Annotated in this window: 14 protein-coding genes; 6 read left to right on the plus strand and 8 right to left on the minus strand. The window is 66.4% G+C overall.

Annotated features, from left to right (window positions below):
* The first annotated feature begins 197 nt into the window (after positions 1 to 197).
* The 3 genes from AZKH_RS03125 to AZKH_RS03135 all read left to right on the plus strand — a co-directional run bounded on the left by AZKH_RS03125 (position 198) and on the right by AZKH_RS03135 (position 4981).
* Positions 198 to 2474 (plus strand): NADP-dependent malic enzyme, encoded by a 2277-nt coding sequence (locus AZKH_RS03125; protein WP_015434287.1) that lies wholly within the window; start codon positions 198 to 200, stop codon positions 2472 to 2474.
* A 119-nt stretch (positions 2475 to 2593) separates the two neighbouring features.
* Positions 2594 to 3724 (plus strand): patatin-like phospholipase family protein, encoded by a 1131-nt coding sequence (locus tag AZKH_RS03130; RefSeq protein WP_015434288.1) that lies wholly within the window; start codon positions 2594 to 2596, stop codon positions 3722 to 3724.
* A gap of 177 nt (positions 3725 to 3901) precedes the next feature.
* Positions 3902 to 4981 carry a serine hydrolase gene (locus tag AZKH_RS03135; protein WP_015434289.1) on the plus strand — a complete coding sequence of 360 codons (1080 nt, stop codon included), beginning with the start codon at positions 3902 to 3904 and terminating at the stop codon, positions 4979 to 4981.
* A 42-nt stretch (positions 4982 to 5023) separates the two neighbouring features.
* On the opposite strand, the gene AZKH_RS03140 is transcribed toward AZKH_RS03135, so the two are convergent.
* Complete coding sequence (locus AZKH_RS03140; protein WP_015434290.1) at positions 5024 to 5755, minus strand: IclR family transcriptional regulator; 732 nt, start codon at positions 5753 to 5755, stop codon at positions 5024 to 5026.
* A 238-nt stretch (positions 5756 to 5993) separates the two neighbouring features.
* On the opposite strand from AZKH_RS03140, the gene AZKH_RS03145 reads away from it, so the two are divergent.
* The gene (locus tag AZKH_RS03145) at positions 5994 to 7250 is read left to right on the plus strand and encodes a putative Na+/H+ antiporter (RefSeq protein ID WP_015434292.1); all 1257 of its coding nucleotides are present in this window, start codon (positions 5994 to 5996) and stop codon (positions 7248 to 7250) included.
* 41 nt (positions 7251 to 7291) lie between these two features.
* A complete protein-coding gene (locus AZKH_RS27605; protein WP_015434293.1) occupies positions 7292 to 8419 on the plus strand; it encodes a pseudouridine synthase in 1128 nt (375 codons plus the stop codon).
* A 387-nt stretch (positions 8420 to 8806) separates the two neighbouring features.
* On the opposite strand, the gene AZKH_RS03155 is transcribed toward AZKH_RS27605, so the two are convergent.
* From AZKH_RS03155 to AZKH_RS03175, 5 genes are all read right to left on the minus strand, one after another.
* On the minus strand, positions 8807 to 10006 hold the full coding sequence (locus AZKH_RS03155; protein ID WP_015434295.1) for an ABC transporter permease: 1200 nt from the start codon (positions 10004 to 10006) through the stop codon (positions 8807 to 8809).
* Positions 10003 to 11211 (minus strand): ABC transporter permease, encoded by a 1209-nt coding sequence (locus AZKH_RS03160; RefSeq protein ID WP_015434296.1) that lies wholly within the window; start codon positions 11209 to 11211, stop codon positions 10003 to 10005. The genes AZKH_RS03155 and AZKH_RS03160 overlap by 4 nt, the downstream gene beginning before the upstream one ends.
* A 12-nt stretch (positions 11212 to 11223) precedes the next feature.
* Positions 11224 to 11931, minus strand: a complete 708-nt coding sequence (locus AZKH_RS03165) for an ABC transporter ATP-binding protein (RefSeq protein WP_015434297.1) — start codon at positions 11929 to 11931, stop codon at positions 11224 to 11226.
* 9 nt (positions 11932 to 11940) lie between these two features.
* Positions 11941 to 13104 (minus strand): efflux RND transporter periplasmic adaptor subunit, encoded by a 1164-nt coding sequence (locus tag AZKH_RS03170; protein WP_015434298.1) that lies wholly within the window; start codon positions 13102 to 13104, stop codon positions 11941 to 11943.
* A gap of 76 nt (positions 13105 to 13180) precedes the next feature.
* Positions 13181 to 14914, minus strand: coding sequence for a glutamine--tRNA ligase/YqeY domain fusion protein (locus AZKH_RS03175; protein ID WP_015434299.1), 1734 nt, complete (start codon positions 14912 to 14914; stop codon positions 13181 to 13183).
* A gap of 184 nt (positions 14915 to 15098) precedes the next feature.
* Here AZKH_RS03175 and crcB point away from each other — a divergent pair, with 184 nt between their 5' ends.
* Positions 15099 to 15497 carry a fluoride efflux transporter CrcB gene (gene crcB / locus AZKH_RS03180; RefSeq protein WP_041655858.1) on the plus strand — a complete coding sequence of 133 codons (399 nt, stop codon included), beginning with the start codon at positions 15099 to 15101 and terminating at the stop codon, positions 15495 to 15497.
* Between the two features lie 6 nt (positions 15498 to 15503).
* Here crcB and AZKH_RS03185 read toward each other — a convergent pair whose 3' ends face one another.
* The gene (locus tag AZKH_RS03185; RefSeq protein ID WP_015434301.1) at positions 15504 to 16784 is read right to left on the minus strand and encodes a TIGR03862 family flavoprotein; all 1281 of its coding nucleotides are present in this window, start codon (positions 16782 to 16784) and stop codon (positions 15504 to 15506) included.
* A complete protein-coding gene (locus tag AZKH_RS03190) occupies positions 16784 to 17281 on the minus strand; it encodes a DNA-deoxyinosine glycosylase (protein WP_015434302.1) in 498 nt (165 codons plus the stop codon). Before AZKH_RS03190 ends, AZKH_RS03185 begins: the two co-directional genes overlap by 1 nt.
* Position 17282: the final 1 nt, after the last annotated feature.

Here is a 17282-nt window from a genome sequence, read left to right on the forward strand (position 1 = left end):
AAATTACTAGGGTAAACCGCAGTCGGCGAAAGCCTAATATTATGCCACGGCCGCCGCGGGGACGGGAAATCCCTATGTGCCGTGCGCTACCCAACACAGGACCGACTGTTTCCTGAAAGCTAGCGGGTGCATTATTGCGGCTTGGAGAGGGACGGCTTGCGCCGGAAATCCGACTACAACAAGAGAAGAGACTTCACATGGACGAACATATCCGCGCTGCGGCGCTCGAATATCACCGCAATCCCCGCCCCGGCAAGATTTCGGTCACGCCGACGAAGGTGCTTTCCAACCAGCGCGACCTGTCGCTGGCCTATTCGCCGGGCGTTGCCGCGGCCTGCGATGCCATCGTCGAGGATCCGGCGGAAGCGGCCACGCTCACCGCGCGCAGCAACCTGATCGGCGTCGTCACCAACGGCACCGCGGTGCTGGGCCTCGGCAACATCGGTCCGCTCGCGGCCAAGCCCGTGATGGAAGGCAAGGGCGTGCTCTTCAAGAAGTTCGCCGGCATCGACGTGTTCGACCTCGAGATCGCCGAGAACGACCCCGACAAGCTGATCGACATGATCGCGGCGCTCGAGCCGACCTTCGGCGGCATCAACCTCGAAGACATCAAGGCGCCGGAGTGCTTCTACATCGAACAGAAGCTGCGCGAGCGGATGAAGATCCCGGTCTTCCATGACGATCAGCACGGCACCGCGATCGTCGTCGGCGCGGCGCTGCTCAACGGCCTGCATCTGCAGGGCAAGGACCTCAAGAAGGTCAAACTCGTGACTTCCGGCGCGGGCGCCGCGGCGCTCGCCTGCCTCGGGCTGCTCGAGAAGCTCGGCGTGCCGGTCGAGAACATCTGGGTCACGGACCTCGAAGGGGTGGTCTACGAAGGCCGCACGACGCTGATGGACCCGATCAAGGCGCGTTATGCGAAGGCGACCAGCGCGCGCAAGCTGGCCGAAGTGATCGAGGGCGCGGACGTGCTCCTCGGCCTGTCGGCGGGCGGCGTGGTCAAGCCCGAGATGGTCGCGAAGATGGCCGCGAAGCCGCTGATCCTCGCGCTCGCGAATCCGGTGCCGGAAATCCTCCCGGAACTCGTGAAGGGCGTGCGCGACGACGCGATCATCGCCACCGGCCGCTCGGACTATCCGAACCAGGTCAACAACGTGCTGTGCTTCCCGTTCATCTTCCGCGGCGCGCTCGACGTCGGCGCGACGACGATCACGGACGAGATGCAGCTTGCTGCCGTGAAGGCGATCGCGGAGCTCGCACGTGCCGAGCAGAGCGACATCGTGGTCGCGGCCTACGGCGAAAAGGCTTCGCCCTTCGGCCCCGAATACATCATCCCGCGCCCCTTTGATCCGCGCCTGATCGTCAAGATCGCGCCGGCGGTGGCCGAGGCGGGCGTCGCCTCCGGCGTCGCGACACGACCGATCGCGGATTGGGACGCGTACCGCAGCCAGCTCAACAACTTCGTGTGGCACTCCGGTCTGATCATGAAGCCGGTCTTCGCCGCCGCGCGTGCCACCAAGCAGCGCATCATCTTTGCCGAAGGCGAATCTGAGCGCGTGCTTCGTGCGGTGCAGACGGTGGTTGATGAAGGGCTTGCGCGGCCGGTGCTGATCGGCCGTCCGGACGTCGTTACAGCCAACATCGAGCGCTTCGGCCTGCGCATCCGCGCGGACCAGGATTTCGAGTTGGTGAATCCGGATTCGGATCCGCGCTTCAAGGAGCTGTGGACCTACTACCACGGCCTGATGGAGCGCAAGGGCGTGTCGGTCGAGTACGCAAAGAAGGAAGTGCGCCGCCGCACGACGCTGATCGGCGCGCTGCTGCTCAAGCACGGCTACGGCGACGGCCTGATCTGCGGCACCTACGGCATGCATAGCCTGCACCTGGAGTTCATCGAGACCGTGATCGGGCGTCGCGAGGGCGTGCAGCACTGCTATGCGCTCAACGTGGTGAACCTGCCGGAACGCACGCTCTTCCTCGCCGACACCTACGTCAACAACGACCCGACGCCGGAACAGATCGTCGAGATGACGCTGCTCGCCGCGGAGGAGATGGCGCGTTTCGGCATCACGCCCAAGGTCGCGCTGCTATCGCATTCGTCCTTTGGCAGTTCGGATTCGCCGACCGCGGTCAAGATGCGCACGGCGCTGCGCATGCTGCACGAGAACCACCCCGGCCTCGAGGTGGAGGGCGAGATGCACGGCGACGCGGCGCTCGACGCGGAGTTGCGCCTGCGCATCTTCCCGAATGCGCGCATGCGCGAAGCGGCGAACCTGCTGATCTTTCCGACGCTGGACGCGGCCAACATCGCCTTCAATCTGTTGAAGACGGCGGCCGGCGAAGGCATGACGATCGGCCCGATCCTGCTCGGCGCGGCGCGTCCGGTGCACATCCTGACGCCGTCCGCGACGGTGCGCCGTATCGTCAACATGACCGCGCTGGCTGCCGTCGAGGCGGCCAAGACCCAGCCCTGAGCGGCGTCCGCACGCGCTCCGGTACTTTGCCGGGAGCACGCCGCCCTACCTCTTTTCCGGGAGTAGGGCGGCGTGGCATGATATTCGCGCACGACGTGCACTAAGGGGGCGGGGGCGTCATGGCGGACGGCAAGGCGGCTCTGGTGCTGACTGGCGGGGGCGCGCGAGCGGCCTACCAGGTCGGTGTGCTCTCCGCGATCCGCGAGATTCGCGGGCGTCGTCCCGGCAATCCTTTCCCCATCCTGTGCGGCACTTCCGCGGGCGGCATCAATGCCGCCGCACTGGCCGTCGATGCGGCCGACTTCGGGCTCGGTGTGCGCCGGCTGGTGCATATCTGGCGCGACTTCCACGTCGATCAGGTCTACCGGTCCGATGCTCGCGCGCTCTTCTCAACCGGCGCGCGCTGGGGCTCGGCGCTGATGTTCGGCTGGGCGGTGCGGCAGACACCGCGATCCCTGCTCGACAATGCGCCGCTGCGCCAACTGCTGACGCGGGTGCTGGATTTTTCGCGCATTCAGAAATCGATTGAGGACGGGCACCTGCACGCGGTCAGTGTCGCGGCCTGCGGCTATTCGTCGGGCGAGAGCCTCGCGTTCTTCGAGGCTGCGCCCGAAGCGGAGCCGTGGCGGCGGACGCAGCGGTTGGGGGTGGCGACGAAGCTCAATGTCGATCACCTGCTTGCCACCAGCGCAATCCCGTTCGTCTTCCCGGCGGTGCGCATCAATCGCGAATGGTTCGGCGACGGCTCGATGCGGCAGCTCGCGCCCGTGAGCCCGGCCATCCATCTCGGCGCCGACCGCATCCTGGTCGTCGGCTCAGGGCGCCTTGCCGAGGAAGGGCGGCAGCGCACCGACGGTTACCCGTCGCTCGCGCAGATCGCGGGCCATGCGCTGTCGAGCATCTTCCTCGATGGATTGGCCGTCGACCTCGAGCGCCTGCAGCGCATCAACACCACCGTCAGCGCCTTGGATCCCGAACAGCGCGAGGCCGCTGGCATCCGCCTGCATCCGATCGAAACCCTCGTGATCCTGCCGTCGCAGCGTCTCGATGCGATTGCGGGCCGGCATCGCGATAGCCTGCCGCTGGGCTTGCGCACCGTCCTGCGCGGCATCGGGGCGATGCGGCGCGACGGTTCGACCTTGCTGTCCTATCTGCTTTTCGAGCCGCCGTTCACTCGCGCGCTGATGGATCTCGGCTACTCGGACACAATGGCGCGACGGGAGGAAGTCGCCGCTTTTCTGCGGATCTGAGCGTTATTTTTTGTCTCGTTGCGTCATCTCAAGCACAGCTTTGTGCGTTGGTGGGAAACTGTGAAAGGATTTATTTTGAATTCACTTCAAAAAGGCTTGATATCTGCCTAATTTGATTAAGAATATAATTACGCATCCGCCGTATTTTCTTCAGTCCCCTTCCGTTCAGGTTCGCCCATGAAATTTCGTACGTTCGCCCTTGCCCTGCTAAGCCTTGCACTGGCGCAAGCAGGGCTGGTCTCGTCTGCCGATGCAGCCGCCAGTGCAACCGCCACGACCACCACCAAGGCTTCGAAGCCGGTGGCAAAGAGCGGCAAGCACGCCAAGACCCCGGCGAAAACCCCGGCGAAAAAGACCGTGCGGCAGCGCGCGCCCAGGAAGGCCGCCGCGGCCCCAGCCGCACGCAAGGTTTCGTTCGCACGCGCCCCGGTGGCTCTGCCGGATCCCGCCGGAGTGTCGATGCACGTCGACGCCGCGGGACGCCCGCAACTGCGTTCGGCCGCGTTCTTCGTGACCAACCAGTCGACCGGCCATGTGATCCTCGAGCACAAGAGCGAAATGGTGGTGCCGATCGCGTCGATCACCAAGCTGATGACTGCGATGGTCGTGCTCGACGGCGGTCAGCCGCTGGTCGACGAACTTTCCGTATCGGAAGCCGACGTGGATACGCTGAAGGGCTCCAGTTCGCGACTGGCTCCCGGCGTTCGGCTGACGCGCGACGAAATGCTGCGCCTGGCGCTGATGTCCTCCGAGAACCGCGCTGCGTCCTCGCTCGCACGCCACTATCCGGGCGGTGAGCCGGCCTTTGTCGAGGCGATGAATGTGAAGGCCCGCATGATCGGGCTGACCGATACCCATTTCAGCGACCCGACGGGGCTGAACCCGGCGAACGTTTCGAGCCCGCGCGACCTCGCGCGCATGGTCGCGGCCGCCGCATCCTATCCGCTGATCCGCGAAGCGACGACGACTGCCGAGCGCTACGTGCAGATCGGTTCGCGCATGCAACGTTTCGGCAACACCAATTCGTTGGTGCGCAGCCCCGATTGGGAAATCGGTGTGTCCAAGACGGGCTACATCCGCGAGGCCGGCCGCTGCCTGGTGATGCAGGCTTGGGTGCTGAAGCAGCCGCTGCTGATCGTGCTGATGGATTCCGACGGGCGCTACTCGCGTACGGCCGACGCGGTCCGCATCAAGAAGTGGATCGAGGCGACCGGCCCACAGATTGTGGCGGCCCTCAATTCGCGCCGGGGCGGCTGAGCGGCATTTTCAAGCGGCGCGACACCCGCCCGGGTGTCGCCCTCAGCGCGCGCTGCGCTTGACGTAACCGAGCGCGCGCGAGATTTCGTCTGCGGCTTCACGCACGAGCGGTGCGCGGTCGGGGTTGAAGCGCTCGGACGGCGTCGATACCGACAAGCCCGCAATCAATTCCCCGCTGTCGTCACGCACTGCCGCTGCAATGCAGCGCACGCCGTTTTCGACTTCGTCCAAGTCGAATGCGACGCTGTGGCGGCGTACCTTGTCGAGCTCCTTTTCCAGCGCCGCGATTTCGGTGATCGATGCCGGCGTCGAGCCCGGCAGGCCGGTCCGACGCGCGTAGTCGCGTATCCGGTCCTGCCCCAGTTCGGCGAGGAAGAGCTTGCCCGTGGCGGTGGTGTGCAGCGGCGCACGCGCGCCGACGATGTGCACCACGCGCACCGCCGACCGGCCGCTCGAAGTCCGCTCGACGTAGACGATCTCGTCGCCGTCGCGGATGCCGAGGTTTACGCTCTCGCCGGTTGCCGCATGCAGTTTCAGCATCGCCGGCATCGCCGTCTCGCGCAGCGAGATGCGCGACTTCACGAGGCTGCCGAGTTCGAGCAGACGGATGCCCAGGCGGTAGGTGCCGCCGTCGCCGCGTTCGACGAAGCCGCTCTGCGCCATCGCGCCGAGGATACGGTGGGCGGTGGAGGGATGCAGGCCGGTCTCCAGGGCGATCTGCTTGAGCGGCGCAGGATCGGGATGGAGTGCCAGAACGTCGAGGAGCTTCATCATGCGCTCGACGACCTGGATTGGGTTCTTCGCTTCGGCGGGGGCGGCTATGGTACTCACGCTATTGCTGCTGGTTTTCATGATGTGCAAAGTTTAACCGGCGGAGTGGGATTTCGCCTAATGAAATTCCGCGACGGTCAGCGCGCCGGTCGGTGCATGACTCCATTTTCTTCCGGATGCCGGGAATTCCCCGCCTATAATCGCAGGTTCCGTGCAGGTCACTACTTTTGAAGGAGGCTGAATGAGCCCGTCGCTGCTTGAACTCGTCGGTACCGGCCTGTTTGTGGTGGCTGTCGCCCATACCTTCCTGACGAAGTATTTCGAGCATCTCGCGCACCTGCAGCCCAACCATGCCGGGATCTGGCACCTGCTCGGCGAGGTCGAGGTGGTGTTCGGATTCTGGGCCTTCATCCTGCTGGCCTTCATGGCCGTTCACGGCGGTGCGGGCGAGCCGACGAAGTACCTGGAGGGGCTCAATTACACCGAGCCGGCCTTCGTGTTCGTGATCATGGTCGTCGCCGCGAGCCGGCCGATCCTGGAGTTATGCAAGATCGGCGCGCGCGCGATGGCGCGCTTCATCCCCTTCGGCGAGAGCTGCGCATTCTATTTCGTGTGCTTGTCGGCGGTGCCGCTGCTCGGTTCCTTCGTCACCGAACCGGCAGCAATGACCCTGGCGGCGCTGATGCTGCGGGACAACTACTACGCGAAGGGCATTTCGTCCCGGCTCAAGTACGTCACGCTGGGCGCGCTCTTTGTCAACGTGTCGATCGGCGGCACGCTGACGCATTTCGCCGCACCGCCTGTGCTGATGGTCGCGAGCAAGTGGAACTGGAACATGTGGTACATGCTGGGCCATTTCGGATGGAAGTCGGCGCTGGCAGTGTTCATCACGGCAGGGATCGCGACCCTGCTGTTCGCGCGCGAGCTCAAGGGGCTCAGCGTCAAGGAAAAGGGCAGCGAGCGCACCGTGCCACGTATGCTGATCCTGCTGCACGTGATCTTCCTCGTCGGCATCGTCTATTTCGCCCACCATGCGACGGCTTTCGTCGGCCTGTTCCTGCTCTTTCTGGGCGTGGCCGAAGGCTACAAGCATTACCATGACCGCCTGATGTTGCGCGAAGGGCTGATGGTCGGCTTCTTCCTGGCGGGTCTGGTGACGCTGGGAGGATTGCAGCAATGGTGGTTGCAGGACGTGCTGAGCGGCATGGATTCGACGGCGCTGTACTTCGGTGCGACGGCTCTGACGGCAATCACCGACAACGCGGCCTTGACCTACCTCGGATCGCTCGTCGAGGGCACAGATGAAGCATTCAAGTATTCGCTGGTAGCGGGGGCGGTGACAGGGGGCGGCCTGACGGTGATCGCCAACGCGCCGAACCCTGCGGGTTTTGCGATTCTGCGCGGCTATTTCGAGGACGAATCGATCAACCCCTTGGGGCTTTTCGTCACCGCGATGCCGCCGACGATCATTGCGATCCTCGCGTTCCGCCTGCTCTGACAGGGCGGCGGGAGTTATTCCAGTTCTCAATGCAGGTCCTTATGAAATCCAGATCCAGAAGCGGTGACGACGCGAAGACGCAAGCGTCGGCGCCCGAGGCAAATTCAGGCGACGCCGCGCAGGCGCCCGAAGCGCGCAAGACGCTGACGGTCGGTAAGCCGAAGGCGGACGCCGCTGCGGCGCCGCGTCGGGAAGGCGTCCGTGCCCGGTTTGCGCCGGGGGCTGCCAAGACGCGCGCGACGGAGCGCACTGCCCGGCCGAGCGGACCGGCGGCTTCGACCCCAGCAAGCGCCGCCGCGAAGCCGAAGGCCGCCGTGGCGCGTCCCGCAGCGGTCTCACGTCCCGCACGTCCTGCGGCAATTGCACGTCCTGCGCCGGTCGCACGTTCGGCCGCTCCCGCGAGCAGCTCTGCCGCGGCCAAGCCAGGAACGACGTCGACGCAGGAGGGGGTGCGGCTTTCGAAGGTTATGGCCGACCGCGGCCTGTGCTCGCGCCGCGAGGCGGACGAGATGATCGAGCGCGGCTGGGTGTTCGTCGATGGGCAGTGCATTTCGGAACTGGGCTCGCGCATCGATCCGAACGCCGAGATCACGCTCGCGGCGCAGGCGCGCAAACGCCAGTCGTCCCGCGTGACGATCCTGCTGCACAAGCCGGTCGGTTATGTGTCGGGCCAGCCGGAACCGGGCTACGAGCCCGCGGTGTCGCTGATCGGCGCGGGGAACCAGTTCGATCGCGACGAGGCGCAGCCCTTCGATTTCTCGCACCTGGTCGGCCTTGCGCCGGCGGGCCGTCTGGACATCGATTCGACCGGTTTGCTCGTGCTGACACAGGATGGCCGCGTCGCGCGCCAGTTGATCGGCGACGACTCGAAGGTCGACAAGGAATACCTCGTCCGTGTCGAGGGAAAGCTCGACGACCGGGGGTTGGAGCTGCTGAACCACGGCCTTGAGCTTGACGGGCGCAAGCTGCGCCCCGCCAAGGTCGAGTGGCTCAATCGTGACCAGTTGCGCTTCGTGCTCCGCGAAGGCCGCAAGCGTCAGATCCGGCGCATGTGCGAGTTGGTTGGCCTGAAGGTGGTCGGCCTCAAGCGCATCCGGATCGGGCGTGTGCGACTAGGCGACCTTCCGCTGGGGCAGTGGCGCTTCCTGCGTGAAGACGAGTGCTTTTAACTGGCTCCGTTTGGGCGATCCGAGTATCGGAGCGCTCGCGGCAGTTTTCGAAGAGCGGCGAGCGCGACGCACCTTTGGAAGGCTCGCAGGGTCGCTGACGCCCGATATTTCGGTGAAATAACCCTTCAGCGGACAGTTGCAGTCCCGGGGGCAACCATGTTCGCGGGCGCATTCCGCCTGAGTCTCATCCAGCAGCACCATTTCCCGCACGACCTCGCAGCGGCCAACTGGCGAATCGAAGAAGCTCATGACGATCTCCTTGAAACGGTTACGCGAAGAATGAATCTTTAGTCATTCAATCTAGTTGTTTTGGCGACGTTTCGCTGCCGCGAGTGGCGGGCGTTTGATCTGGCTCAAACAACCGGCACCGTGGTGCGCGGCCTGCGCTTACTCCGCGCGCAGCGCCTCGACCGGATCGAGCCGCGCGGCCTTGCGGGCCGGGAGCACGCCGGCGAGGAGGCCGATCGTGATCGCCAGCGCTTCGGCGATGACGACGAAATGCCAGGGCGTATGCACCGGCAGGGCCGGCACGATCAGGCCGACAAGTTGGGCGATGCCGGCGCCGACCGCGAGGCCGAAGACGCCGCCGACGGCGGCAAGGGCGATGGCTTCGCCAAGAAACAGTCCCAGGATCGTCCTGCGCCGTGCGCCGAGCGCGACCAGCAGGCCGATCTCGTTGGTGCGTTCGGTGACTGCGATCGTCATGATCGTGACGATGCCGACGCCGCCGACGAGGAGCGAGATGCCGCCGAGCGCCCCGACCGCCGCCGTGAGGATGTCGAGGATGTTCGACAGCCGCGCGAGCATGTCTGCCTGGGTCGTGATCGTCACGTCGTCCTGGCCATGGCGCGCGACGAGCAGCTTGCGGATGTCGGCGGCGATGCGTGAGGCGGGCACCGCTTCCTCGTAGGCGACATCCACCTTCATCAGGCCTGAACGGTTGAAGAGCGAGAGCGCGCGGTCGGTCGGGATGTAGGCGGTGTCGTCGAGGTCGATGCCGAGGAACTGGCCCTTCTCCTCCATCACGCCGATCACGCGGTAGCGCTCGCCGCCGATGCGCAGGCGCTCGCCGAGCGCGTTGGCGCCGCCGAAGAGTTCGTTCTTGAGCTTGGATCCGAGCACGACGAAGGCGCGCGCGTTTTCCGGGTCGTCGGGCGGCAGGAAGCTGCCGATGCGTACCTGCATCGAGAAGATACGGTGCATCTCGGGGCCGACGCCGTTGATCGTCGTGCGCCGCACGCGTCCGCCGGCCTGCACGTCCGAGTTCCCCCACACGACGGGCGTCACGCCGGTGACGTAGGGCACCCGCGCGATCGCGAGGGCGTCGTCGAGCGTGAGTTGGCGCGCCGTACTGGGTAGCCCCGGCGGGCCGCCTTTCGCGCCCTGGCGACCCGGCGTGAGCTCGATGATGTTGGTGCCGAACTGGGTGAATTCGCGGAGCACGAAGCGATGCAGCCCCTCGCCGATAGAGGTCAGCAGGATCACCGCCGCAATGCCGACGCCGATGCCGAGCAGCGTGAGGAAGCTACGCAGGCGGTGGGCGATTAGGGCGCGCAGAGCGAGGCGGATGAAGTCGGCGGTGTTCATCGTTTCGCGAGCGCCTCGACGGGATCGAGCCGCGCTGCACGGCGGGCCGGCATCACGCCGAACAGCACACCGGTCACGAGCGCCGTGCCGACGCCGGCAAATACCGCCCAGTCGGGCGGCCATGCGGGCAATACCGGAAACGCGAGCCTGAGCCCCCACGCGCCGGCGTGTCCCAGTCCGAGGCCGGCAACCGCGCCGGCGAGCGAGAGCAGCGCGGCCTCGGTGAGGAACGCCATGCGGATGCTGCGCGCGCTGGCACCGAGCGCCTTGAGGAGGCCGATCTCGCCCGTGCGTTGGGTGACGGCAACGAGCATCACGTTCATCACGAGGATGCCCGCGACCGCGAGGCTGATCGCCGCGATCCCGGCGACGGCGAGCGTGAGTGCCCCGAGGATGCGATCGAAGGTGCCGAGCACGGCGTCTTGGGTGATCAGCGTTACGTCGAGCTCGCCGTCGCGGCGGATGCGCATGATCTCTTCGATCTGGCGCTTCGCCGGCAGTAGCGCGTCGCGGTCGCGGGCCTCGACGATGATGCGGAAGAGCGTGTTGGTGTTGAACATCGCCTGGGCGGTCGCGACCGGGACGAAGATCAGCTCGTCGGTGTTCATGCCGAGGCCCTGGCCGGATTTTTCGAGCACGCCGATGACGCGCAGGCGGCGGTCGCCGATGCGGATCATGCGGCCGACGGCGGGCTCCGAGCCGAAGAGTTCATCCCGCAGCGTCGCACCGAGGACGGCCGAGGAGCTCGCGCGGCCGAGGTCTTCGCGGGGCAGGAACTGGCCTTGGGCCATGCGGAAGCGGCGGATGTCGAGGTAGTCGGCTCCGGTGCCGACCGCCATCGTCTCGCGCAGGCGTCCTCCGTACGAGATCTCGGCGGTGCCGACTGACAAGGGGGCGATGCGCTTGACGTCCGGGGCGCGCAGCAGGGCCTCGGCGTCGCGCACGGTGAGATCGCGCGGGGTGGTGGTGACGAGATTGCCGAGCGACAGTCCGCCGGTCGAGCTGCGGCCGGGGAGCATGATCACGAGATTGCTGCCGAGCGCCGAAAACTCGTTCATCACATAGCGCCGCGCGCCGTCGCCGAGTGCCGTGAGCACGACGACCGCGGCGACGCCGATCGACATCGCGAGCACCATCAGCGCGGTGCGCAGCGGATAGCCGGCGGCGGCGCGGGCCGCGAAGCGGAGTGTGTCGGCCGGCGTCACGGCGAGTTCGCCTCAGTCATACTGCAGCGAAGGCACTGCCGGGCTGCCGTCGTCGTGCGTCAGCATGCCGTCTTCCATCATCAAGCGGCGGCGCGCGCGGCTGCCCATCACGGGGTCGTGCGTGACGACGATCAGCGTGACGCCGCCGGCGTTGAGCCCTTCGAGGAGCGCCGTGACGTCCTGGCCGGTTGCGCGATCGAGGTTGCCGGTGGGCTCGTCGGCGAGGATCATCGCCGGCCGCATGATCGTCGCACGCGCGATCGCGACCCGCTGCCGTTGTCCGCCGGAAAGCTCGTCGGGGCGGTGGCCGGCGCGCGTATCGAGGCCGAAGTCCTTCAGCGCCTTGGTGACGCGGGATCGCCGTTCCGCCGGCGGGACCCCGGCCAGCATCAGCGGCAGCGCGATGTTCTCGGCCGCGGTGAGGCGCGGCACGAGGTGAAAGCTCTGGAACACGAAGCCGATGCGATGGCTGCGGACCTCGGCCTGTTCGTCGGGGCTCAGCGTCGTTACGTCACGGCCTTCGAGGCGGTAGGTGCCGGCGTTCGGACGATCGAGCAGGCCCAGCAGGTTGAGCAGCGTCGATTTGCCGGAGCCCGACGGGCCCATGATCGCGACGTATTCGCCGGTGTCGATCGACACGGAGAGCTCATGCAGCGCATGCACCTCGCTGTCGCCGAGCTTGAAGACGCGCTCGATGCCCCTCAGTTCGATCTGTGCCATCGCCGCTCCTCAACGCGATGCGGCGACATCGTCTTCCGGTCTGACGTGCGCGCCGGCCTTCACGCCCTCGCGTTCGAGCGAGCTGACGATGCGGTCGCCTTCGGCCAGACCGTCGAGGATTTCGGTGTATTCCCAGTTGGAGATTCCGGTCTTCACGCTGCGCTCCTCCAGCCGGCCGTCCTCGGCGCGATAGCGCAGCACCTTGGTGCCGTCGCGCAGGGTCGCAGTCGGGATGCGCAAGGCGTTGTCGCGCACTTCGAGCACGATTTCGGCGTCCGCGCTGTAACCGACGAGCATGCCGCGGGCTTCGTCGGGGTGGGCGAAGTCGATCTCGACGTCGACGGTACGGGCCTGCTTTTCGATCGCCGTGATGTAGGGCGCGACGCGCTTCACGCGCGCTTCGAAGACCTTGCCGGGCAGGGCGTCGAACGTGAGGCGGGCAGGTTGGCCCGGGCGGATCTTCGGCGCGTCGATCTCGTCCATCGGTGCCTTCACATAGAGGCAGCTGTCGTCGATGAGGTCGATGGCCGGCGGCGTCGGCACGCCCGGCGGGGAGGGCGTCGAGTACTCGCCGAGCTCGCCGGTGATCTTCGCGACCGTGCCGGCGAAGGGCGCGATCAGCACCGTGCGCTGGCGGTCGGTCGAGGTGGCGCCGATCTGCGCTTCGGCGGTGCGGATGTCGGAGCGGGCGGTTTCGCAGGCGGCGCGTCGGGCCCGCGCTTCGGTGCACGCCTGGTCGACGCGCGAGGAGGACACGAAATTGCGGCGGAAGAGTTCGTCCTGGCGCACGGCCTCGCGTTCGGCATTGTCCGCCTGGGTGCAGGCTTCCTCTACACGCCGCCTCGCAGTTTCGAGCTGGGCGCGATTCACTTTCAGCCGCGCATCGAGGTCGTCGCTCCATAGCCGCATCAGCAGCTGCCCCGCCTGCACGCGGTCGCCTTCCTTGACGCCGAGGTATTCGATGCGCCCGCCGACGATGGTCGAGAGCTTGGTCCGCTGGCAGGCTTCGATTTCGCCGGCGCGCGTGTTGGACAGCGTCGCCTGGACGCTGCCGCGGCCGACCTCGACGAGACGGACCGGCAGCGGCTTCGGCCGGGTGAACCACCAGCCCGCCGCGGCGGCCAACGCAATGACGGTCAGGACAATGAGGCTGCGGCGCAGGAAGGTCGGCATCGGCTTTCAAATGACATTTGATCGCCGATGATCGCCCCTTATCCTGCCGCGCGCAACCTCACAGCCATGCGGGCGTTCAGCCGCGAGCCTTGCTCCAGGAGTCCTTCAAGGTCACGGTGCGGTTGAACACCGGCGCACCGGCTTTCGAGTCGACGCGGTCGGCGACGAAGTAGCCGTGGCGCTCGAACTGGAAGCGTTCTTCCGCAGCCGCTTCGCGCAGCGCCGGTTCCAGCCACGCGCGGATCGCGCGGCGTGAGTCCGGGTTGATGTCGTCGATGAAGCTGCGCTCGAAGTCTTCCGGATCGCCTTCGCGACGGTTGCCCGGATGCGGGTAGGCGAAGAGGCGATCATAGAGGCGCACTTCGGCCTCGTAGCCGTGCGCGACCGACACCCAGTGCAGGTTGCCCTTGACCTTGACGCTGTCCGCGCCCGGCGTGCCGGACTTCGTGTCGGGGAGATACTCGCACAGCACCGCCGTGACATTGCCGTCGGCATCCTTCTCGCAGCCCGTGCATTTGACGACGTAGCCGTAGCGCAGCCGCGCCATGTTGCCCGGGGAGAGGCGGTGGAAGCCCTTCACCGGGGTTTCCATGAAGTCTTCGCGCTCGATCCACAGCTCGCGCGAGAAAGGCATCGGACGCTTGCCGAGTTCGGGCTTGAGCGGATGGTTCGGCGCCTCGCACAGCTCGCTCTGGCCTTCGGGGTAGTTCGTGATCACGAGCTTGAGCGGATCGAGCACCGCGACGCGACGCTCGGCCGCCTCGTTGAGGTCCTCGCGCATGCATTCTTCGAGCACGCTGAAATCAATCCAGGTGTCGGACTTGGTCACGCCGATGCGCTCGGCAAACAGGCGGAAACCGCCCGCCGTGAAACCGCGACGGCGGGCGCCGACCAGCGTCGGCAGGCGAGGGTCGTCCCAGCCGGTGACGTGTTTCTCGTCGACCAACTGGATCAGCTTGCGCTTCGACAGCACGACGTAGGTCAGGTTGAGGCGCGCGAACTCGATCTGCTGCGGTAGCGGGCGGGGGAAAAGACCCCCTTCGGCGAGCGCATCGAGCAGCCAGTCGTAGAACGGGCGCTGGTCTTCGAACTCGAGCGTGCAGATCGAGTGCGTGATGCCTTCGATCGCGTCCTCGATCGGGTGCGCGAAGGTGTACATCGGATAGATGCACCACGCGTCGCCCGCGCGATGGTGATGGGCCTTGCGGATGCGGTAGATCGCCGGGTCACGCAGGTTGATGTTGGGCGAGGCCATGTCGACCTTCGCGCGCAGCACGTGCTGGCCGTCGGCGAATTCGCCCGCGCGCATGCGGCGGAAGAGGTCGAGGTTCTCTTCGACGCTGCGGCTGCGGTAGGGGCTCTCGCGGCCCGGCTCGGTCAGCGTGCCGCGGTAGGCGCGCATCTCCTCGGCCGACAGCGATTCGACGTAAGCCTTGCCGGCCGTGATCAGGTATTCAGCGCAGGCATACATCTTCTCGAAGTAGTCCGACGCGAAGTACTGGTGCTTGCCCCACTCGAAGCCGAGCCAGCTCACCGCCTCGACGATCGAGTCGACGTATTCCTGCTCTTCCTTCTCGGGGTTCGTGTCGTCGAAGCGCAGATGGCAGGCCCCGGCGTAGCTCTGGGCCAGGCCGAAGTTCAGGCAGATCGACTTGGCATGGCCGTAGTGCAGGTAGCCGTTGGGCTCCGGCGGGAAACGGGTCTCGACCCGTCCGCCCCATTTGCCGCTCCGGATGTCCTCGTCGATGATGTTGCGGATGAAGTTGCTCACGGGCGCTGCGGCGGCAGCGGGTTTCGAAGTGTCGGACACGGGGAAAAGCCTCGATTCAATAGGCGCTGATTTCGGAATCGGCCATTTTACCGCGTCATCGCCCGGAATGAATTGGCGCGCAGTGCCGATGCGGGTCTGCGACAGCGCGTGTCGGCTAGAATTCGCGACGATCCCGTATTCAAGGAATGGTCATGACAGTCTGCAGAACGTGCCGGAGGGTACGATGAGCGCGCCACTCGCCCCGCTTTCGGGCTTCGTCGCGGTCGGTTTCGGCGCTGCAGTTGGCGCGTGGCTGCGATGGGGCCTCGGCCTGCTCCTCAATCCGCTGTTCCTGCTGATCCCGCTCGGCACGCTGGCCGCGAACCTGCTCGGCGGGCTGATCATGGGCGCGTCGCTGGCCTGGATTCACGCCGTGCCGGAGATGTCGCCGGCCGTGAGGCTGTTGCTGACAACCGGCTTTCTGGGCGGATTGACGACCTTTTCGACCTTTTCCGCCGAAAGCCTGCACCTGATGCAGCGGGGCGAGTGGTTCTGGCTGGTGCTGCACACCTTTGTTCACGTGCTCGGTGCGCTGTTCATGGCCTGGGCCGGCTATACCGCCTTCAACGCCTGGCGCGGCTGAAACGGGTCAGCTGAGGCTCGCAAGCCAGTCGGCCGCAGATTCGCCCGCGGCACGCCCCGTCGCAAAGCACGCTGTGAGCAGGTGGCCGCCCGTCGGAGCTTCCCAGTCGAGCATTTCGCCGCAGCAAAACACGCCGGGCAGGGCGCGCAGCATCAGGTGCTCGTCGACGTCCTCGAAGAGCACTCCGCCCGCCGTGCTGATCGCCTCGTCGAGCGGACGCGGCGCCGCAAGCCGCAGCGGCAGCGCCTTGATCGCCGCGGCGAGCCGCGCCGGATCGGCGAATTCCGCGGCCGTCGTGCATTCGCGCAGCAGCCCCGCCTTGACGCCGGTGATGCCGGCCTTGCTTTGGAGATGGCTCGACATCGAGCGCGAGCCGCGCGGTCGCGACAAATCTTCCACGAGCCGCTCGAGGCTGCGCCCCGGTGCCAGATCCAGATGGAGGGTCGCCGAACCGCTCGCGGCGATCGTTTCACGCAAGGGCGCGGACAGCGCGTAGATCAGTCCGCCTTCGAGGCCGGTCGCAGAAATCATGCATTCGCCCGCGCGATGGTGGCTTTCCCCTTGCGCGTCGATGAAGGTCGCCGCGACCGACTTCACCGGCTCGCCGACGAAGCGCTCGCGGAAATGTCCGCTCCAGCCCTCGCCGGACGTGCTTCCGGCTTGCCGTCCGACGTCGAAACCGCAATTCGCCGGCTTTAGCGGCGCGATTCCGATACCCCGTGCCTCGAGCCACGGCACCCAGGCGCCATCCGATCCCAGCTTCGCCCAGCTCGCGCCGCCCAGCGCGAGAACCACCGCGTCGGCGGCGACGATCCGCTCGCCGCCCGGCGTCGCGAAGCGCAGCCCGGACGTCGGATTCGACGTATCCGCCTGCCAGCCCAGCCAGCGATGGCGCACGTGGAAGCGCACGCCCGCTTCGCGCAGCCGGTGCAGCCACGCGCGCAGCAGCGGCGCAGCCTTCATCTCGCGCGGAAACACCCGTCCCGAACTGCCGACGAAAGTCTCGACGCCCAGCCCATGCGCCCATTCGCGCAGCGCGTCGGCGCCGAAGTCTTCGAGCATCGGAGCGAGCACGTCTTGTCGTTCGCGATAGCGTGAGATGAACGCCGGAGCAGGCTCCGAATGCGTCAGGTTGAGTCCGCCGATCCCGGCAAGAAGGAACTTGCGCCCCGCCGACAGCATCGCGTCGAAGACATCGACGCGCAGGCCTCGTGCAGCAAGGATCTCGGCCGCCATCAACCCCGCCGGCCCGCCGCCAATCACGATCACCTTCCGCGTGGTAGCCATCATGCAATTTCCTTCCAGGCTGCGAGTTTGTCCGCAAAGGACCAGGATGCGTTGGCGGGGCTCGTCGAAGGCAGGCGCCACAATGTGACGCCCGCCTGCTCGCTCAATTGCGGCCACACGTGGCGCCGAAAGAAGGTTTCGGCCGTACCGCCATTGAAGAAGATGCGCGTGACGCCCGGATGGGTGGCGAAGAAGCCCGCGAAGTCGTTGATCTCCGTCGATTCCGCCTCGATATCCGCGTCGAGGCTGCCGCGCCGGCGGCATGCCCCCAACACGTCCCACAGCGCGTAGCCCCGTTCGGCCAGTTGCCGCGCGCGATCCGAATACGGTTCGGCGGGGTCGATATTCAGCACTGCGCAGACGATCGGCCAGAAGCCGTTGCGCGGATGGGCGTAATACTGGCCGGCCGCAAGCGAAGCGGCGCCAGGCATGCTGCCGAGGATCAGCGTGTGCGCGTGAGCTGCGGCAATCGGCGGAAAACCTTCGAGGCGGGACATC

It is taken from the genome of Azoarcus sp. KH32C, assembly GCF_000349945.1.
Taxonomy (GTDB): Bacteria; Pseudomonadota; Gammaproteobacteria; order Burkholderiales; family Rhodocyclaceae; genus Aromatoleum.

What these genes read in the sequence shown, in the direction of transcription:
- AZKH_RS03125 (WP_015434287.1), top strand. Translation starts at nt 198, where the DNA reads ATGGACGAACATATCCGCGCTGCGGCGCTCGAATATCACCGCAATCCC.
- AZKH_RS03130 (WP_015434288.1), top strand. Translation starts at nt 2,594, where the DNA reads ATGGCGGACGGCAAGGCGGCTCTGGTGCTGACTGGCGGGGGCGCGCGA.
- AZKH_RS03135 (WP_015434289.1), top strand. Translation starts at nt 3,902, where the DNA reads ATGAAATTTCGTACGTTCGCCCTTGCCCTGCTAAGCCTTGCACTGGCG.
- AZKH_RS03140 (WP_015434290.1), bottom strand. Translation starts at nt 5,755, where the DNA reads ATGATGAAGCTCCTCGACGTTCTGGCACTCCATCCCGATCCTGCGCCG.
- AZKH_RS03145 (WP_015434292.1), top strand. Translation starts at nt 5,994, where the DNA reads ATGAGCCCGTCGCTGCTTGAACTCGTCGGTACCGGCCTGTTTGTGGTG.
- AZKH_RS27605 (WP_015434293.1), top strand. Translation starts at nt 7,292, where the DNA reads ATGAAATCCAGATCCAGAAGCGGTGACGACGCGAAGACGCAAGCGTCG.
- AZKH_RS03155 (WP_015434295.1), bottom strand. Translation starts at nt 10,006, where the DNA reads ATGAACACCGCCGACTTCATCCGCCTCGCTCTGCGCGCCCTAATCGCC.
- AZKH_RS03165 (WP_015434297.1), bottom strand. Translation starts at nt 11,931, where the DNA reads ATGGCACAGATCGAACTGAGGGGCATCGAGCGCGTCTTCAAGCTCGGC.
- AZKH_RS03170 (WP_015434298.1), bottom strand. Translation starts at nt 13,104, where the DNA reads ATGCCGACCTTCCTGCGCCGCAGCCTCATTGTCCTGACCGTCATTGCG.
- crcB (WP_041655858.1), top strand. Translation starts at nt 15,099, where the DNA reads ATGAGCGCGCCACTCGCCCCGCTTTCGGGCTTCGTCGCGGTCGGTTTC.
- AZKH_RS03185 (WP_015434301.1), bottom strand. Translation starts at nt 16,784, where the DNA reads ATGGCTACCACGCGGAAGGTGATCGTGATTGGCGGCGGGCCGGCGGGG.
- AZKH_RS03190 (WP_015434302.1), bottom strand. Translation starts at nt 17,281, where the DNA reads ATGTCCCGCCTCGAAGGTTTTCCGCCGATTGCCGCAGCTCACGCGCAC.